At 72.9% G+C, this 16,044-nt stretch carries 14 protein-coding genes; 8 read left to right on the top strand and 6 right to left on the bottom strand.

Annotated elements, in window-relative coordinates; genetic code table 11:
* Window positions 1–253: 253 nt before the first annotated feature.
* The 5 genes from AB0637_RS21325 to AB0637_RS21305 all read left to right on the top strand — a co-directional run bounded on the left by AB0637_RS21325 (window position 254) and on the right by AB0637_RS21305 (window position 5,740).
* Window positions 254–1,630 carry an extracellular solute-binding protein gene (locus AB0637_RS21325; protein ID WP_366174701.1) on the top strand — a complete coding sequence of 459 codons (1,377 nt, stop codon included), beginning with the start codon at window positions 254–256 and terminating at the stop codon, window positions 1,628–1,630.
* 91 nt (window positions 1,631–1,721) lie between these two features.
* Window positions 1,722–2,609 carry a sugar ABC transporter permease gene (locus AB0637_RS21320; protein ID WP_366174700.1) on the top strand — a complete coding sequence of 296 codons (888 nt, stop codon included), beginning with the start codon at window positions 1,722–1,724 and terminating at the stop codon, window positions 2,607–2,609.
* 1 nt (window position 2,610) lies between these two features.
* Window positions 2,611–3,495 carry a carbohydrate ABC transporter permease gene (locus AB0637_RS21315; protein WP_366174698.1) on the top strand — a complete coding sequence of 295 codons (885 nt, stop codon included), beginning with the start codon at window positions 2,611–2,613 and terminating at the stop codon, window positions 3,493–3,495.
* Window positions 3,495–4,637, top strand: coding sequence for an ABC transporter ATP-binding protein (locus AB0637_RS21310; protein WP_366174697.1), 1,143 nt, complete (start codon window positions 3,495–3,497; stop codon window positions 4,635–4,637). The genes AB0637_RS21315 and AB0637_RS21310 overlap by 1 nt, the downstream gene beginning before the upstream one ends.
* 14 nt (window positions 4,638–4,651) lie before the next feature.
* Window positions 4,652–5,740 (top strand): ABC transporter ATP-binding protein, encoded by a 1,089-nt coding sequence (locus tag AB0637_RS21305; protein ID WP_366174699.1) that lies wholly within the window; start codon window positions 4,652–4,654, stop codon window positions 5,738–5,740.
* Between the two features lie 9 nt (window positions 5,741–5,749).
* Here the strand turns inward: AB0637_RS21305 and AB0637_RS21300 are convergent, their stop codons facing one another.
* Window positions 5,750–6,394: a hypothetical protein gene (locus tag AB0637_RS21300; protein ID WP_366174696.1), complete on the bottom strand. Its 645-nt coding sequence runs from the start codon at window positions 6,392–6,394 to the stop codon at window positions 5,750–5,752.
* Window positions 6,395–6,533: 139 nt separating this feature from the next.
* Between AB0637_RS21300 and AB0637_RS21295 the strand changes: the two genes are divergently transcribed.
* Window positions 6,534–7,100, top strand: a complete 567-nt coding sequence (locus AB0637_RS21295) for a hypothetical protein (RefSeq protein WP_366174695.1) — start codon at window positions 6,534–6,536, stop codon at window positions 7,098–7,100.
* Between the two features lie 12 nt (window positions 7,101–7,112).
* Here the strand turns inward: AB0637_RS21295 and AB0637_RS21290 are convergent, their stop codons facing one another.
* The 4 genes from AB0637_RS21290 to AB0637_RS21275 all read right to left on the bottom strand — a co-directional run bounded on the left by AB0637_RS21290 (window position 7,113) and on the right by AB0637_RS21275 (window position 10,814).
* Window positions 7,113–8,756, bottom strand: coding sequence for a diguanylate cyclase (locus AB0637_RS21290; protein ID WP_366174694.1), 1,644 nt, complete (start codon window positions 8,754–8,756; stop codon window positions 7,113–7,115).
* A gap of 91 nt (window positions 8,757–8,847) precedes the next feature.
* Entirely contained in the window at window positions 8,848–8,985 is a 138-nt protein-coding gene (locus AB0637_RS21285) for a hypothetical protein (RefSeq protein WP_366174693.1), read from the bottom strand.
* Between the two features lie 9 nt (window positions 8,986–8,994).
* Entirely contained in the window at window positions 8,995–9,933 is a 939-nt protein-coding gene (locus AB0637_RS21280; protein ID WP_366174692.1) for an MBL fold metallo-hydrolase, read from the bottom strand.
* A 32-nt stretch (window positions 9,934–9,965) separates the two neighbouring features.
* Window positions 9,966–10,814: an alpha/beta hydrolase gene (locus AB0637_RS21275; protein ID WP_366174691.1), complete on the bottom strand. Its 849-nt coding sequence runs from the start codon at window positions 10,812–10,814 to the stop codon at window positions 9,966–9,968.
* A 358-nt stretch (window positions 10,815–11,172) separates the two neighbouring features.
* Between AB0637_RS21275 and AB0637_RS21270 the strand changes: the two genes are divergently transcribed.
* Window positions 11,173–11,688 (top strand): cell wall-binding repeat-containing protein, encoded by a 516-nt coding sequence (locus AB0637_RS21270; RefSeq protein WP_366174690.1) that lies wholly within the window; start codon window positions 11,173–11,175, stop codon window positions 11,686–11,688.
* A 3-nt stretch (window positions 11,689–11,691) separates the two neighbouring features.
* Here AB0637_RS21270 and AB0637_RS21265 read toward each other — a convergent pair whose 3' ends face one another.
* Window positions 11,692–13,236 (bottom strand): FAD-binding oxidoreductase, encoded by a 1,545-nt coding sequence (locus AB0637_RS21265; protein WP_366174689.1) that lies wholly within the window; start codon window positions 13,234–13,236, stop codon window positions 11,692–11,694.
* Between the two features lie 110 nt (window positions 13,237–13,346).
* On the opposite strand from AB0637_RS21265, the gene clpB reads away from it, so the two are divergent.
* Window positions 13,347–15,980 carry an ATP-dependent chaperone ClpB gene (clpB, locus tag AB0637_RS21260; RefSeq protein WP_366174688.1) on the top strand — a complete coding sequence of 878 codons (2,634 nt, stop codon included), beginning with the start codon at window positions 13,347–13,349 and terminating at the stop codon, window positions 15,978–15,980.
* Window positions 15,981–16,044: the final 64 nt, after the last annotated feature.

Raw genomic sequence — 16,044 nt, 5'->3', positions numbered from 1 at the left:
CCGTTGGACGAGATCTGTTCGCACCAGTTGCCGTTGTCGGAGTTCCAGAAGGGTCTGGACCTCGTCGCCGATTCGGCGAACTCCGTGAAGGTCTCCCTCATCCCCTGACCGTCCCGACCCTGCACCCCACGACCGGAGGTCGTGGGGACGGCACCCCCTTCCCTCCTCACGCGATGGAGCGTCAGCGATGAACGAGTTCACCCGGTCCGAGAGCGGACTGCACGTCCCGAAGAAGAAGGTCACCCGGCGCTCGATGCTCGCCGCGATGGGCGGCGCGGCCACCGTGCCCATGCTCTACGGCTGCGGGGTCGGCACCGGCGGTGGCGGCAACGACGCCGGGAGCGCGAACGGTGCCGGTGAGGTCACCGGGTCCTTCGACTGGAAGGCCCTCAAGGGTCAGAGCATCAAGATCCTCCAGACGCCGCACCCCTACCAGCAGGCCTTCCAGCCGCTGCTGAAGGAGTTCACGGAGCTGACGGGCATCGAGGTGCAGGCCGACCTCGTCGCCGAGGCCGACTACTTCACCAAGCTCAACACCGAACTCGCCGGCAAGACCGGCGCCCACGACGTCTTCATGACCGGCGCCTACTTCATCTGGCAGTACGGCCCTCCCGGCTGGATGGAGGACCTCAAGCCCTGGATCGAGAACTCGGCGGCCACGAGCGACGAGTACGACTTCGAGGACATCTACGAAGGCCTGCGCACCTCGACGCGCTGGGACTTCGAGAAGGGCTCCGAACTCGGCACCGGTGGTCAGTGGGCGATCCCGTGGGGCTTCGAGACCAACGTCGTCGCCTACAACAAGAAGGAGTTCGACGCCCGCGGCATCGCGTTGCCGGACACCTTCGACGACTTCATCCAGTTGGCCAACGACCTCACCGACCGGTCGCAGAACCGCTACGGCGTCGCGTTCCGCGGGTCGAAGTCCTGGGCGACGATCCACCCGGGCTTCATGACCCAGTTCACCCGTGAGGGTGCCAAGGACTACACGGCCGACGGCAAGACCTACACCGCGGCCATGAACTCCGACAAGGCCGTCGACTTCACCAAGAAGTGGGTCGACCTCGCCAAGTCCGCCGGCCCGACGTCGTGGACCACGTACGACTACCCGCAGTGCACCGGGGACTTGGGCAACGGCAACGCGATGATGGTCTACGACGCCGACAGCGCGACGTACCCCAAGCAGAAGGCCGGCGCCAGCGCCCAGGCCGGGAACCTCGCCTGGTACCCCGGCCCCGCCGGCCCGGACGGCAGCTACGCCACCAACCTGTGGACGTGGTCGCTGGCCATGAACGCGGCGTCGAAGAAGAAGCAGGCCGCCTGGCTGTTCATCCAGTGGGCGACGGGCAAGGAGGCCATGAACAAGGCCACCGCGTCGACGTTCGCCGACCCGGTCCGCGCCTCCGTCTTCGACGGGTCGTTCAAGCAGACCCTCGGCGACTTCCCCGGGTACCTGGAGACGTTCGAGAAGGTCATCGACTCGACGAAGATCCAGTTCACGCCGCAGACCAAGTTCTTCGAGACCACCGAGGACTGGGCCGTGGCGCTGCAGGACATCTACTCCGGCGCGGACGCCAAGTCGCGACTGGACGAGCTCGCCAAGGCCAACACGACCAAGATCAACGCCTGACCCACGGGGTCGGGGCAGAGGAGGAGGAGTCGTGGCGACCACCGTCGGAGGCCGGACACCCTCGCAGGAGACCTCGCGGGGGAGGGGGCCGGTGCGCCGGGTGCCCGCCTGGCGACGCGGACTGCGTCCGTACCTGTTGTCGGTGCCCGCCGTGCTGCTCATCATCGGCATCCTGTACGCGTTCTTCTACGGCGTGTACTACACGGTGCTCAACTACGCGGCGACCAACCCGGCGCCGACGTTCGTCGGTCTGGACAACTACCGCAGCGTCCTCGGGGACCCGCTGTTCTGGCGCAGCGCCGGGACGACGTTGCTGTACGCCGTCGCGGCGACGGGCCTGGAGACCGTGCTCGGGGTGGCCATCGCGCTGCTGCTGAACCGGTCGACGCTCATCGGCAAGACCTTCGAGCGGCTCCTCATCCTCCCGCTCATGATCGCCCCGGTCATCGCCGGGGTGATCTGGAAGCTCATGTTCAACCCGCAGTTCGGCGTCCTCAACCACGTCCTCGGCCTGGGGTCGACGTTCGACTGGCTGAGCAAGGACCGGGCGCTGGCCTCGACGATCCTCGTCGACGTGTGGATCTACACGCCGTTCGTCGCGATCCTCGTCCTGGCCGGCATCCGGTCCCTGCCCAAGGAACCGTTCGAGGCGTCCGACGTGGACGGCGCGAACTGGTTCTACATGTTCCGTCGGCTCATGCTGCCGATGATGTGGCCGTACATCCTCGTCGCCGTCATCTTCCGGTTCATGGACTGCCTCAAGGTCTTCGACGCGGTCTACGTCCTCACCGCCGGCGGCCCCGGCGTCGCGACCACGACGCTGCAGATCGGGGCCTTCGAGGACTCGATCACCAACCTCAACTACTCCCGCGGCAGCACCTACATGTTCCTGCTGTGGATCATCGTCTTCATCACCGCGCGCTACCTCGTGAGCGTGCTCGGCAAGGCGCAGCGTCGTGCTGCGGGAGCGGGGGCCTGACATGGCGATCACGTCGCGGTTCGCCCGGGAGCTCACCCCCGGCCAGAAGCGGGTCACGCCGGGATCGGTCGTCGCCGACCTCGCGATCCTCGCCTGGTTCGTGTTCTCCCTCTTCCCCCTCGTGTGGATGGTGCTGCTGGCGCTCAAGAACGACGCGCAGCAGACGTCGACCTACTTCGAGTTCTCGCCCACCCTCGCCAACTTCGGGACGGTCCTGTCCCAGCGCGGTGAGGACCTCACGAGCGTCGACTTCGGCCACGCCATGCTCACGAGCGTGCTGAACTGCGCCGGCGCCGTCGTCGTGTCCCTCGTCGTCGGGATCCCGGCGGCGTACGCGGCGGGACGCTGGAAGTTCCGGGGGTCCGAGGACCTCATGTTCCAGATGCTGTCCTTCCGGTTCGCCCCGGAGCTCATGGTCATCGTCCCGCTCTTCGTCATCTACAACACCCTGGGCATCTTCGACACCAAGCTCGGGATGGTCTGGGTGCTGCAGCTGGTGACGATGCCGCTGGTGGTGTGGATCCTGCGGTCGTACTTCACGGACCTGGCGCCGGAGCTCGAGCAGGCCGCGCTGCTCGACGGGTACACCCGCACCCGGGCGTTCCTCACCGTCGCACTGCCCCTCGTGCGGCCCGGGATCGCGGCGGCGGCCCTGCTCGCGTTCATCTTCGCGTGGAACAACTACCTCTTCCCGCTCATCCTCACCGACTCCCAGGCCACGACCGTCACCGTCGCGGTGACGAAGTACCTCGGTGGTGGCGGGCAGGCGTACTACAACCTCACGGCAGCCGCGGCCATCCTCGGAGCGCTGCCGCCACTCGTCCTCGCACTGACCATCCAGCGGTACCTGGTGCGGGGCCTGTCGTTCGGGGCGGTGAAGGCCTGATGGCCACGGTGCGCATCGCGAACCTGTCGAAGACCTACGGCACGGGCAAGTCCGCCGTGCAGGCGCTGCAGGACGTCGACCTGTCCATCGGCGACGGGGAGTTCTTCGTCGTCCTCGGGCCCTCGGGTGCGGGGAAGACGACGATGCTCAAGAGCGTCGCGGGTCTCGTGGAGGTCGAGGAGGGTGACGTCGAGATCGCCGGCGTCTCGATGGACGGTGTCGAGCCGTACCACCGCAACGTCGCGATGGCGTTCGAGAGCTACGCGCTCTACCCGCAGAAGACGGTCTTCGACAACCTCGCCTCGCCCCTGCGGTCGGGCCGCACGGGCCGGTACAGCGCCGAGCAGCAGCGGCAGCGGATCGAGGCCGTCACCACGACGCTGGGGATCAACCACCTGCTGAAGCGGTTCCCGCGCGAGTTGTCCAACGGGCAGCGCCAGCGCGTCGCCCTCGGCCGCGTCCTCGTGCGGCCCGCGGACGTCTACCTCCTCGACGAACCCCTGTCCCACCTCGACGCCAAGCTGCGGGCGCAGATGCGCGCGGAGCTGAAGCAGTTGGGGGACATGTCGAACACGACCTCCCTCTACCTCACCCACGACTACCAGGAGGCCCTGGCCCTGGGGAACCGCATCGCGGTCCTGCGGGGCGGCCGGGTCGTGCAGGTCGGGACGCCGGAGGAGATCTGGCGCCGGCCGGTGGACACGTTCGTCGCGAAGGCGCTGGGGCAGCCGGAGATCAACCTGTTCGACGTCTCCGCCGGCGACGGCGTCCTGCAGGGCGCCGGCGGTGACCTTTCGGTGCCGCTGCCCCGGCACCTGGACCTGCCCGGCGGCCAGGCCCGCATCGGGATCCGGCCCCGCGACCTGCAGCTCGGCCCCGGCGGGCCGGGGGCGCTGTCGCTGCGCGGTCGGGTGTCGCTGGCCGAACGCCTGGGCCGGCTCATGGAGTTCAGCGTCGACGTCGGCCCCGAGGGGCGCAGCGAGCACGTCATCGTGGTCGCCGACTCCGACGCGGGGGCGAAGGAGGGCGACGTCGTCGACCTGCACCTGTCCCTGGAGGACGTGCACGTCTTCGCCCCGGCCGAGTCCTCCGCGGACTCCGTCCGGCTGGGGTCCGCCACGCAGGAGAGGGTGTCCCGGTGAGCGCCGCGACCGTCATGCAGCCCACGGCGAAGGCCCTGGTGCTGGAGAACCTGCACAAGCGGTACGAGAGCCGCGGCCGCGAGGCGTTCCACGCCGTCAAGGGCATCGACCTGAACATCGAACCGGGCGAACTCGTCGCCCTCCTCGGACCCTCGGGGTGCGGGAAGACGACGACCCTGCGGATGATCGCCGGGCTGGAGTCGGTGACGTCGGGGGACATCCGGATCGGGGACCGCTCCATCCCGCACCTGCCGCCGGGCAAGCGCGACGTCGGGGTGGGCTTCGAGAGCTACGCCCTGTACCCGCCGCTGGACGTCGAGGGGAACCTGTCCTACGGGTTGAAGGCCCGCGGGGTGAAGGACGCCGACGCCCGCGTGCGCGCCATCGCCGAACGGCTCGAGATGACCGACCTGCTGCCCCTGCGTCCGGCGGGGTTGTCGAGCGGTCAGAAGCAGCGTGTCGCCCTCGCGCGCGCCCTCGTGCGGAACCCGCCCGTGCTGCTGCTCGACGAACCGCTGTCCCACCTCGACGCCGCCCAGCGGCAGCGGGTGCGGCGCGAGCTCAAGGTGCTGCAGCGCGAGTTCGGGTACACGACGATCGTCGTGACCCACGACCAGCTCGAGGCCCTGAGCCTCGCCGACCGCCTGGCCGTCATGGACGGCGGGACCATCCAGCAGTTCGGGACGGCCGACGAGATCTTCGACGACCCGGCCAACCGCTTCGTCGCGGACTTCGTCGGGGAACCGAAGATCAACCTCGTCGAGGGGGTCGTCGACCGTCCCGGGACCGTGCGCGTCGGGCGGGACGGGGTGCTGCCCACGAGTTCCGCGGCGGCCGCGGGCGCTGCCGTCACCGTCGGGGTGCGCCCGCAGGACGCGCGCATCGCCGGTGCCGGGGAGCCGTCGGTGCCGGGGGAGGTGCTCGTCTACGAGAACGTCCTGGAGTTCGGCCTCGCCACCGTGCGCGTCGAGGGCCTCGACTCCTCCGTCGTCGTCCAGACCCCCGCCGACGTGACCTACCGCCGCGGTGAGGCCCTCCGTCTCACCGCACCGCCGGCGCGGGTGTACCTGTTCGAACCCGAAGGGGGCGAACGGCTGCGCTGAGCCGGGGTTTCAGAGGCTGCGCAGGGGGCGGTCGTCGTCGGCGTGGAAGTACCGCACGTCGACGTCCGGCAGTTCCCGTTGGAGGGCCTGGGCCAACCGCAGGCCCCGTTCGGCCCATTCGGCCTCGGCGTCCGGGCTCGGCCAGGTGGAGTCGGACGAGGACAGGTGCTCGAACTCCTCGTTCCAGCGGCGCAGGTCCCGCACGAGGTCCTCCGGGACACCGAGCCCGGTCATCGGCACCGGCTCACCGTTGCCCACCGGACGTTCCCAGAGGGGGTCGCCCACGCAGTGCTCGGCCATGACGAGGAGTGACCTCGGACGGCCGCCCGGGCCGGGGTCAGCCTGCCACTGCAGTTCGAAGCCGGGGCGGCGCTTCCCCGTGACGAAGGTCAGGAGGTCGTCGAGGGCGTCGCGGTCCCGGGCCAGGACCGTCAGGTCCTCCCCGGCCTCGACCCGAGCCTGCACGTGTTCCCCCGCTGCGAAGAGGGCGTGCGGCCCGAGCAGTTCCTCCACGTGGTGCTGCAGGTGCAGGAGGACCTCGTCCGGCACCCCGCCGCGGGGATGGGCCTCCTCCGCGAGCAACCAGGCCCGCAGGGCGGAGACCGCCATCGCGTCCCGCTGCCACTCGACCTCGGGATCGTCGTCGGCGTGCACCCGATGATGGTTCCACGGCCACGAGGAGCACCGGGGCCGGTCCACGGGACGACGTCGTCGCGGGAACGCTGCCGCCACCGCCGTTCCGGGGCCGTCCGGACGGCGTGCCGGACAGCGCCGGGTCCGCCACGATGTCGCGGTGACTGCTCCGGGAGACACCGGGCGGTGGGCGGTCCCGCGGCGCCGCTGGCACCGCCCCACCTGGCGGGACGGGCTGCACTGGCTGCTCGTGCTGGTGGTCGTCGGCGGCTCGTTCCTCGTCGTCACGGGGGACACGGGCACCCTCGCGCTCGCCGCTGCCTCGATGCTCGTCAACGTCGTCGCCTCCTTCCACCACGCCGACCCGGAGACCCCCTACGCGGCGCGCTTCTCCCGGCCACCGGACGCGGCGACCCAGCGGACCGTCCACGAGCACGTCGTGCGCGGGGAGCTGCCGGTGGACGGCGAGCTGCGCGACCTCGCGGTCGACTACGCGGCGGGGTGGTCCTGGCGTCTGGCGCGGTTCCTCGTCCTCGCGCCGGGGGTCGCGGCCGCGTGGTGGCTGGTGTGCGCAGCGCTCACGGTGTGGTTCGACCACGTCTGGCCGGAGTCGGCGGCGACGAGACAGGGGGGCCTCACGGCTGTGGTCGCCGGGAGCGCGGGGTGGCTGGTCTGCTTCCTCCCACCGGTCGCGCGCCGGTGGTGGCGACTGCGCCGCACGGTGTGAACGTGGCCGGGCTCAGCTCGTCGGCCGGTGGTGGCAGGGGCTACCTCCGGGCGATGGGACTCCGCCCGCCGCGACGACCCGGTCCCTCCCCGCGGCCTTGGCGGCGTACAGCGCCCGGTCGGCCGCGGCGAGCAGACCGGGGGCGTCGGTGCCGTCGTGGGGCGCGACGGCGGTGCCGATGGACACGGTGGGGCGGACCGTCGCCGGGACGCCACCACCGCTGTCGACCCGGACCCGCAGCCGGGCGCACCCGGCGCGCAGCTGTTCGGCCCGGCGGGCCAGGACGCGCCCGTCCGCACCCGGCAGGACGAGGACGAACTCCTCCCCGCCGGTGCGGGCCACCAGGTCGCCGGGACGCGCCGCGGCGGCGAGCAGCGCGGCGACCTCCACGAGCACGCGGTCCCCGGCGGCGTGGCCGTGGGTGTCGTTGACCCGCTTGAAGTGGTCGACGTCCAGCACGAGCAGCCCGACGGGGGCCCGGTGCGCGCCGGCGACGAGGGCCGCCGCGGCGGGGTCGAAGTGCCGGCGGTTGTGCAGTCCGGTCAGGGGATCGCGCACGGCCTCCTCGGCGAGCTGGGCGCGCAACCGCTCGGCGACGACGACCTGCTCCTCGAGCCGTTCGCGGGCCTGGACGAGCTCGGTGATGTCCCGGCCGACGACGACCCGGCCGAGCACGCGGCCGCGGCGGTCCAGGAGCGGGCTGATGCGGACGTCGAGGTGCAGCCCGCCGGCGTACCCGATGGTGTAGCTGAGCCCCTCCGGGGGCAGGTCGCCGAGGGCCCGGGCCGTGAGGAACATCCGGGCCGGGAGGCCGACGGGGTCGTCGGGCAGGTCCGGTCGCCGGGTGCGCAGGTACCGGCGACCGGAGGCGTTGAGGTCGACGACCGACCCCCCGGCGTCGACGACGACGATCGCGTCCTGCACCGTCTCCAGCACGCGTTCCCGCGCGATGGGGACGACCCGCAGCAGCCCGGTCGACAGGATCGCCCGCGCGTCCAGGAGCGCGGTGACGGTGAACAGGAGCGGGGTGAGGTCGCGGCCGGACAGGGCGGTCGACCCGAGGAGCACGACGACGTTCCCGACGAACGGGACGAGCCCGGAGATCAGCAGGGTCCCCAGTTGCCGCCGCAGCAGGGACGACCCGTGCCACCACGCCACCACCAGCCGGCGGAACGCCAGGCCGAGCACGAGGTAGCACCAGGCCGTGTGCACCCAGAAGACGGGACCGAACTCGTCGTGGAACCACGGCGGCCGGTCCAGCGGGGCGATCCGGCTGAACACCAGGTGGTGCCACGGGTCCGTGGCGACGGCGATGAGCAGCGCGACGGGCACCCCCGCGAGGAACGCGGTGTGCCGGCGCCGGGGGCGGAAGTGCGGGTCGCAGGCGAAGCGCGCCAGCAGGTACAGCCCGACGACCGCCCCGAGGATCCCCACGAACGAGACGTAGACGAGGCCGTCGTGCACGACCCGCGGCACCGGGAAGCTCAGCGGGGCTCCGACGGCCGACCAGAGCGTCAGGCTGGCCGCGGCCCCGGCGAGCGCTCCGGCCGCCGGGGTCGTGGCCCGGTGCCGCCAGGCGGCGACGGCGGTCGCGAGGTTGAGGACGGCGGCGACGACGAAGGCCGCGCACAGGGCAGCGCTGACCGGGTCGATCACCGCTCCCGCACCTCCCCGCGCCTACCGGCGGGGCGCTCGCCCCTCCCGGGTCCATCGGTGCCGTGCGGACGGAGCTGACGCGGGCCGTCGATCAGCCGCTGTGGGGCGCGTCCGCGGTCTCGTCCCTCCCCGCGTCCGCGGCGTCCTCCTCCGGTCGCGGCGGCACGTCCTCGTCCACCTCCAGCTCGGGGACCGGCGGGTCGTCGGGGTCGAACGGGGGTCGGCTCACCCCGCGACGCTACCCCCGGCCCACCCGCGGCGGCACGGCGACGACGTCGAGGTCCTGCGCCACGTGGACGGTCGTGGTCCCGCCCGCCGCGGCGACGGCCGTTCGCGCCTCGGCCCCGAGCTCGGCGGCGTCGTAGCGGGCCGAGACGTGCGTCAGGACGAGGGTCCGCACCCCGGCCCGGGCCGCCACGTCCCCGGCCTGCCGGGCCGTGAGGTGCCCCCGGGCGGTCGCGAGGTGGGCGTCGCGTTCGGCGAACGTGCACTCCAGGACGGCGAGGTCGGCGTCGCGCACGACGGCGCCGACGGCCGGGCACAGGCGGGTGTCCATGACGAACGCGACCACCTGACCGGGACGGTGCGTGCTGACGTCCTCCAACCGCACCCCGCGCAGCTCGCCCTCGCGCTGCAACCGCCCGACGTCGGGTCCGCTGATGCCGGCGGCGGCCAGGGCGTCGCGGGAGAACGTCACGTGCCCGGGTTCGGTGAGGCGGTACCCCAGGGCCGGGACGCGGTGGTCGAGCGCTCGCGCGGTGAGGGCCGACCCGGCCACGTCGGCGATCGGGACCTCCTCGTCGAGCGCCGGGTGGCCCTGGACCGTCACCCGCACGTTCGCCTGCGCGACGACCGCGAGGGCGCGCAGGTGCTCGAACGCGTCCTCGGGACCGTGGACCGTGACGGGGCGCCCGGGCCGGTCCTGGGCCATCCGGTTCAGCACTCCGGGCACCCCGAGGCAGTGGTCGTTGTGCCGGTGGGTGACGCAGATCCGCTCGATGCGCGGGGAGGAGACGCCCGCGTGCAGCATCTGCCGCTGGATCCCCTCACCGGGGTCGAAGAGGACCGAGGTGCCGTCCCAGCGCAGGACGTACCCGTTGTGGTTGCGCTCCCGGGTGGGCACGGCACCGGCGGTGCCGAGGACGACGAGTTCGCGCGGTCCGCTGCCCAGGCTCACGGGCCCAGTCTCGCCGCCGTCGCGCGGTCCGCTCAGCGGGGACGGGGCGGGTGCCGATCCCAGAAGTCCAGCACGGCCGCCGTGAACTCCGCGGGACGTTCCAGCGGGAGCAGTGTGCGGGCTCCGCGCACGACGACGACCCGCGCGTCGGCGCACCCGGCCGCGCTCTCGCGGGCCTGCTCCGGGGTGAGGTCCCCGCGATCGTCGCCGGCGAGCAGGAGGACGGGGACGGGGGAGCGGCGCAGTTCGCCGCCGAGGTCGGTCCGGCCGACGACGAAGGAGCGCAGCGTCTGCGCGACGCTGCGGGGTCGCGCGTCGTCGAGGCAGGCGTTGAGGACGCCGACCGCTCCCGGGTCCCCGGCACGCGTCGCGTCGGTCAGCTGCGCCGACGCGACGGCGGCGCGCAACGGACCCCGCGGACCCGTGCGCGCGACGACGTGGCTGAGCGCCGACAGGTTGCGCCGGCGGTTCTCGGGCAGGGGGGTGGTCGGGGCGCTCGCGGCCACGAGGGTGCGCAGCCGCTCGGGCCGCGTCCCCGCGATGCGGTACCCGACGTGCCCGCCCCACGCGTTGCCGACCCAGTCGACGGGCCCGGCGTCGACGACCCCCAGGTCGGCGAGACCGTCGAGGAGGTCCTCGGCGGCCAGGGCGCACTGCGCCATCGACGTCCGCTGGTCCAGGGGGTCGCTGGCCCCCCAGCCGGGTCCGTCGACGAGCACGAGCCGGCGGGCCCGGCCGAGGTCGGCGGTGACGCGCTCGAAGCTGCGGGAGTCGACGAACATGCTGTGCCACAGGACCGCCACGGGACCGTCGCCGACGGTGCGGACGGCCAGCCGGCCGAGCCGGGTGGGGACGAGGGTGGTGGACGTCGCCTCGCTCATCTGCGTGCACATCGCCGTCAACCACTTCCGGACGTCGGGACCCCGTCGAGCGGGGACCGCCTCGACGCCTTCGGGCGAGATGAACGTAAACCTGCGACCCCGTGCGGGGAAGTCGTTCGGTGTGCTCCGGCTCGCCCCTTTCGGGGGGCACCGCCGCGGGTGAGCGGTGTCCGTGTCGTCACCGTCCGTCCCCCCGGTGTGACCCTGCGGAGTGCTGTGGGGGAGCTGGGTGGAGCACTCGCCCGATCGGCCCTGCGTGGCACCGGGAACGGCCCGGGACGGGTGCGCGCTCGGTGAGCCTCGGTCTGCAGCCACCGCCGCGGCGCACCCGCCCGGCCCCGCACCCCTTGGAGATCCCGTGCGCACCAGAACCCTCGCCACCCTCGCGGCCGTCGGGCTCGCCACCGTGGCCGTCGTCGGCGCCGGGTCGGCCTCCGCGGCCGACGCGCCCCACCTCAGCCGCGGGACCCGCGTCGCCTCGCCGCTGCTGACGCACGGCCTGACGACCGCGGCCTCCTCCCTGCAGGGCCAGTCGTCGGCCTCGGTGCTGCGCTGGTCCGGCAGCGACCGCTACGCCACGGCCGCGGAGATCTCGCGCCAGACCGGGTGGGACAACGGCAACACCCTCGTCGTCTTCCTGGCCTCCGGGACGTCGCTGCCCGACGCCCTCGCGCTGGGCCCGGCCACGACGGGAGCGGGGCCGGTCCTGCTCACCGAGCGCGACCGCCTTCCGGACGCGACGCGGGCCGAGCTGCAGCGCCTGCACCCGTGCCTGCTCGTCGTCGCCGGCGGAGCGCCCAGCGTGTCCCAGGCCGTCGTCGACGACGCCTCGCAGTACGCGGACGTCAACGGCCCTGGCTGCCAGGGGGAGTGAGCCTCACGTCCTGATCCCGCCGGGGAAGGCGAAGAGGCCGTCGGGGTCGGCGGCGGCCGCGACCTGCTGCAGGCGAGCCCGGTTCGGACCCCAGCAGGCCTCGGCACGGTCCGGCAGGCCGGGGTCGGCGTAGTTCACGTACGCCGACCCGCCGGTCCACGCCCGCAACGCCTCGCGGGTGCCGGCGACGACGGCGTCGAACGCGGACGCGTCCGCCGTGCCCGTCCAGGTGGCGGTGTGCTGGACGGTGGCCAGGGCCGTGCGCCACGGGAACGCCGTCGCGTCCGGGGCCACGTCGGCGACGGCACCCCCCAGGGCGTCGAAGGACATCCCGGCCTCGACGGCCCCGCGCGGGAGCGAGATCGCCTCCGCCGCAGCCAGGGCCGCGTCCAGCCCGGCCTGCGGCAACGCGTGCGGCAGCATCGAGCTCGTGGCCGCGAACGGCTGCCGGTGCTCGGCGTCGAGGGCGCGCACCGTGCACGCGGCGGCGTCCAGCCCCGAGCAACCCGCCTCGTAGGCCATGGCGGGGGCGTAGGCGAGCCGTCGTCCCGACCGGGCGGCGGGGGTCGGCAGCCCGGACAGCAGCCCGGACAGGTCGGGGTCCCCGGACCCCGTCCAGGCTCCGGACACCTGGACGCGGTCCCCGCCGACGGGGTTGCGCAGCAGCTTGCACGTCGACCACAGCTCGCGCGGGGCGTCGGCCTGCCAGCGCTGCCACGCGCCGAGGACGTCGGCGCCCGCCGACAGCGGCCAGCGGAGGTAGAACACCGCCACCTGCGGGGCCGGCCGGACGGTCAGCGTCCACGACGTGACGGCCGCGATGCCGCCCCCGCCGCCGCGCAGGGCCCAGAACAGGTCGGCGTCGTCGCCGGAGCTGTCCGTTCCGACCGTGCGGGCGCGGCCGTCGGCGGTGACGACGTCCACCGTCTCGACCTGGTCGCACGTCAGGCCGAAGGACCGGGCGAGCACACCCACACCGCCACCGAGGGTGAGGCCGCTGAGCCCGACGGTCGGGCAGGAGCCCGCGCCGACCGCGACCCCGGCCGACCCGAGCGTCGCGTAGACGTCGACGAGCCGTGCGCCCGCCCCGATCCGTGCCGTCCGGGCGTCCCGGTCCACGGTGACGTCCGCCATCCCGGACAGGTCGGCCACGAGCCCGTCTCCGGCGGACCAGCCGCCGTAGGAGTGCCCGCCGGCCCTCAGTCGCAGTCCGGTCCCGCCGTCGGTGGCGAAGCGGACGCAGGCCGCGACGTCGGCAGCCGACCGGCAGTGGGCGACCGCTCGCGGCGCAGGGGAGAAGCGTGGGTTGTAGAGGAGTGTGGAGGCGTCGAAGCCGTCGTCGTAACCGGAGGGGCCCCGCAGGCTGACGCCTCCGGAGACGCGCAACGAGCTCCAGGCCGGGGTGGAGCCGGCCGATGCAGCGGACGACGAGGAACCGGGCGGGGTGCTGGGCGCCTTCGTCGGCGAACCCGCCGAGCACCCCGTGGTGGCGAGGGCGAGCCCGCCGGCGAGCAGGGCGCGGCGGGTCGGGCGAGGGGATGGTTCCACGGGCCCACTGTGCTCCCCGGGGGGCGCGCCGATCAGAGTTGAGCGGAACAAGCTCAAGTCTGGCAGAGTTGTCACCAGTGTCGTCAGTCCACACCGTCTGGAGGTAGTCCGTGGACCTCAAGCTCACCACCCGCGCCCAGGAGGCGCTGGCCGATGCGGTCGGTCGCGCCACCTCCGCCGGTCACGCCCAGGTCGAACCCCTGCACGTCCTCGCCGCCCTGCTGGGGCAGGACAACGGCGTCGCCGGGCACCTGCTCGCCGCCGTCGGCGCCGACCGGGCCCTCGTCGTCCGCCGCGTCGAGGGTGCCCTGGCCTCGTTGCCGAGCGCCTCGGGCAGCAACGTCAGCCAGCCGCAGCTGTCCCGTCCTGCCCTGCAGCTCATGCAGGCCGCCGGCGACGAGGCGCGAGCGCTGGACGACGCCTACGTCTCGACCGAGCACCTGATGCTCGGCGCCGCCGCCTCGACGTCGGCGGCCGGGGAGGCGCTGCGCGCCGTGGGTGCCACCCGCGACGCGCTGCTCGACTCCCTGCCCTCCGTCCGCGGCGGTGCGAAGGTCACCTCGCCCGACCCCGAGGGCACCTACAAGTCGCTGGAGAAGTACGGCGTCGACCTCACCGAACAGGCCCGTCAGGGCCGCCTCGACCCGGTCATCGGCCGCGACGCCGAGATCCGCCGCGTCGTGCAGGTCCTGTCGCGCCGCACCAAGAACAACCCCGTCCTCATCGGGGAACCCGGCGTCGGCAAGACCGCCGTCGTCGAAGGACTGGCCCAGCGCATCGTCGCCGGCGACGTGCCGGAGTCGTTGCGCGGCAAGCGGCTCATCTCCCTCGACCTCGCCAGCATGGTCGCGGGCGCGAAGTACCGCGGGGAGTTCGAGGAACGCCTCAAGGCCGTCCTGGCCGAGATCCAGGGGTCCGACGGGCAGGTCGTCACCTTCATCGACGAACTGCACACCGTCGTCGGCGCGGGTGCCGGCGAAGGCGCCATGGACGCGGGCAACATGCTCAAGCCCATGCTCGCCCGCGGTCAGCTCCGCCTCGTCGGGGCGACCACGCTCGACGAGTACCGCGAACGCATCGAGAAGGACCCGGCCCTCGAACGCCGGTTCCAGCAGGTCTACGTCGGCGAACCCTCGGTGCCCGACACCATCGGCATCCTGCGCGGGCTGCGCGAACGGTACGAGGCGCACCACAAGGTCGCCATCTCCGACGCCGCGCTCGTGGCCGCCGCGACCCTGTCCGACCGCTACATCTCCGGACGTCAGCTGCCGGACAAGGCGATCGACCTCGTCGACGAGGCCGCGTCCCGGCTGCGCATGGAGATCGACTCCTCGCCCATCGAGATCGACGAGCTCCGCCGCGCCGTGGACCGCATGAAGATGGAGGAGCTCGCCCTCGGCAAGGAGGACGACGCCGCCAGCCGCGACCGGCTCGAGACGCTGCGCCAGAACCTCGCCGACAAGCAGGAGCAGCTCACCGCCCTCACCGCCCGGTGGGAGCAGGAGAAGGCCGGCCTGAACCGCGTCGGCGACCTCAAGCACCAGGTCGACGAACTGCGCTCGCAGGCCGAACGCCTCCAGCGCGAAGGCGACCTGGGTGCCGCCAGCGAGATCCTCTACGGCCGGATCCCGGCGCTGGAGGCCGAACTCGCGCAGGCGCAGGCCGCCGAGCAGGACGTGGCGGCGTCCGCGCCCATGGTCGCCGACGAGGTCGGACCCGACGACATCGCCGAGGTCATCGCGGGCTGGACGGGGATCCCCGCCGGCCGGCTGCTGGAGGGCGAGACCGAGAAGCTGCTGCGCATGGAGGAGTTCCTCGGTGCCCGCCTCATCGGCCAGAGCGCCGCGGTGCAAGCCGTCTCGGACGCCGTGCGGCGCTCGCGGGCCGGGGTGAACGACCCCGACCGGCCGACCGGGTCGTTCCTGTTCCTCGGTCCGACCGGGGTCGGGAAGACGGAACTGGCCAAGGCCCTGGCCGACTTCCTCTTCGACGACGAACGCGCCATGGTCCGCATCGACATGAGCGAGTACTCCGAGAAGCACGCCGTCGCGCGGCTCGTCGGTGCGCCTCCGGGGTACGTCGGGTACGAGGAGGGCGGTCAGCTCACCGAGGCCGTCCGACGGCGGCCGTACTCGGTCGTGCTGCTCGACGAGGTCGAGAAGGCGCACCCGGAGGTGTTCGACATCCTCCTGCAGGTGCTCGACGACGGTCGCCTCACCGACGGTCAGGGCCGCACCGTGGACTTCCGCAACGTCATCCTCGTGCTGACCTCGAACCTCGGGTCGCAGTACCTCGTCGACCCGGACCTGTCGCGGGCGACCAAGCACGACGCCGTCATGTCGGCCGTCCGGGCGAACTTCAAGCCGGAGTTCCTCAACCGGCTCGACGACGTGGTGGTGTTCGACCCGCTGTCGACGCAGGAACTGTCGCGCATCGTCGAACTGCAGGTGCAGAAGATGGCCGACCGCCTCGCCGACCGCCGACTGGTCCTCGACGTGAGCGACGCGGCGAAGGACTGGCTCGCCATCTCCGGCTACGACCCCGCCTACGGGGCCCGGCCGCTGCGCCGCCTCGTGCAGCGCGAGATCGGCGACCGCCTCGCCCGGGCGATCCTGTCCGGGGAGGTCCGGGACGGGGACACCGTCGAGGTGGACGTCGCGCGCGGCAGCTTCGACCTCGACGACCCGGCGTCGAGCTCGTCCGGGCTCGTCGTGCGGCGGGCGGAGAACGCCGTCTCGATCTGAGACGCCGTCGGGCAGGTGGGGACGGGGCTCCCCGGTGACGACCACCGTCACCGGGGAGCCCCGT

The organism is Kineococcus sp. NPDC059986 (genome assembly GCF_040702905.1).
Lineage (GTDB): Bacteria > Actinomycetota > Actinomycetes > Actinomycetales > Kineococcaceae > Kineococcus.
Note: the sequence above shows the minus strand (reverse complement) of the source record. Positions and strands in the feature narration are given on the sequence as shown.